The organism is Neisseria sp. P0021.S005 (assembly GCF_051956955.1).
Genome location: NZ_JBQCWY010000650.1, coordinates 1 through 1,730, shown reverse-complemented (window position 1 = coordinate 1,730; position 1,730 = coordinate 1). Strand labels below are relative to the sequence as shown.

Annotated in this window: 3 protein-coding genes and 1 tRNA gene; 1 reads left to right on the top strand and 3 read right to left on the bottom strand. The window is 50.3% G+C overall.

The window, feature by feature from the left end:
• Positions 1-758: NnrS family protein (locus ACTHUE_RS17915; protein ID WP_440424093.1), on the top strand; the 758-nt coding region annotated here is incomplete at its 5' end.
• Positions 759-858: 100 nt separating this feature from the next.
• Here ACTHUE_RS17915 and ACTHUE_RS17910 read toward each other — a convergent pair.
• The 3 genes from ACTHUE_RS17910 to ACTHUE_RS17900 all read right to left on the bottom strand — a co-directional run.
• Positions 859-933, bottom strand: a tRNA-Arg gene (locus ACTHUE_RS17910).
• A gap of 18 nt (positions 934-951) precedes the next feature.
• Positions 952-1,398 carry a DUF441 domain-containing protein gene (locus ACTHUE_RS17905; protein ID WP_004518807.1) on the bottom strand — a complete coding sequence of 149 codons (447 nt, stop codon included), beginning with the start codon at positions 1,396-1,398 and terminating at the stop codon, positions 952-954.
• A gap of 4 nt (positions 1,399-1,402) precedes the next feature.
• Positions 1,403-1,730, bottom strand: a 328-nt coding sequence (locus ACTHUE_RS17900) for a polyprenyl synthetase family protein (RefSeq protein WP_440424092.1), incomplete at its 5' end; no start/stop codon positions are given.

The following is a 1,730-nucleotide window of genomic DNA, read 5'->3' as shown; positions in this document are numbered from 1 at the left end:
ACTATGTTGCCGTGTTCGCTATTTTTGTTTTGGGCGGCACCCATTTCGCCTTCCATCTGAAAGTGCAGCCGTTTGATGCCATTGCGCTGATGACCGGTTTGCAATCCGGTTTGATTATGGTGGCCGGTTTTATTGGTTTGATCGGTATGCGGATTATCTCGTTCTTTACGTCCAAACGCCTGAACGTGCCGCAAATCCCCAGCCCTCAATGGGTGGCGCATGCTTCACTTTGGCTGCCTATGCTGACCGCCATGCTGATGGCGCATAACATTTTGCCGGGACTGGCCGCGTTGTTTGCGTTGGCTGCCGGTGTGATTTTTACCGTGCAGGTGTACCGCTGGTGGTATAAAGCCGTGCTGAAAGAGCCTATGCTTTGGATTTTGTTTGCCGGCTATCTGTTTACTGGCTTGGGCTTGATTGCGGTCGGTCTTTCTTATTGGATTCCAAGTTTCCTGAATTTGGGTGTGCACCTTATCGGCGTTGGCGGTATCGGCGTGCTGACTTTGGGCATGATGGCGCGAACTGCGCTTGGCCATACCGGCAACTCCATTTATCCGCCGCCTAAAGTGGTTCCTGTCGCCTTTTGGCTGATGATTGCCGCAACGGTTGTCCGTGTTTTGGCTACCTTTGTGAGCGGTACGGCATACACGCACAGTATTCGTTGCTCCGCCGCTTTGTTTGCCGCCTCTTTGCTGTTGTACGCATGGAAATATATTCCTTGGCTGATCCGTCCGCGTTCGGATGGTCGTCCGGGTTAACGGTTTGGCGAAATGAGAAGGCCGTCTGAAAAGTTTCAGACGGCCTTTATTGTTGATAATAAAAAAGCCTTTCAAAGTATGAAGGCTTTTCTTGAAACTGTGGCCTCGCCAACAGGAATCGAACCTGTATTTTACGCTTAGGAGGCATACGTTCTATCCGTTGAACTATGGCGAGGCGGTAAAGGAGGGGATTTTAAACCTTTCCAGCAAAAAAAGACAATAAGCCGGCGGCAATCAAAGGGCCGACCGGAATGCCGCCGACAAAGGCAACGCCGATGACCGTGCCGATTAATAATCCGGTTACCAAAACAGGCTGTTCGCTCATCAATGGAACGCCGCGTCCGGCAAGCCAGGCAACCAAAATGCCGATAAGGACGGCAGCAATCATTTTGAAATTGATAAACTCGGAAACCGGCGGAATCTGGATTTTACCGGAAACCAACGGACTCAATACGCCGATGGTCAGCAGGATGATGCCCAGATGCAAACCGTGTTTTTCCACCAAGGGAAGATATTGCGACAAGGCCGTCTGCTGCATGAGCAGCAATACCGCCGCCGAAATCGTAATCGAGTTGTTGTTGCTGACGACGCCCAAAAAAATCAGCGTAACCAGAAACAAAGGGACAAAGCTGAAATTCATCGGATTAAGATACTCGGGCTAAAGATTCTTTTGCCAGTTGGATCATGGCTTCTTTGACTTCGCTGTCAGGCAACACGTCCAATGAAGCGATGGCTTTGTCAACGGCTTTTTTCGCTTCAGAAATCGAATACGGCAAAGCGTCGGAGTTGACGACATAGTCGTGGATTTTTTCAAAATAGCTGCGGTCGGCATTTTCCAAAGCATAGCGCACATCGTTGGCGGCCTGCTCGGAGCCGTTTCGCATCAGGTAAATCAATGGCAGGGTAGGTTTGCCTTCTGCCAAATCGTCGCCGACGTTTTTGCCGATTTCTTCGGTTTCGCCTGAATAGTCC

Bases quoted from the DNA above. Each gene is read 5' to 3' on its own strand.
- ACTHUE_RS17905 (WP_004518807.1), bottom strand. From the start codon at position 1,398: ATGAATTTCAGCTTTGTCCCTTTGTTTCTGGTTACGCTGATTTTTTTG.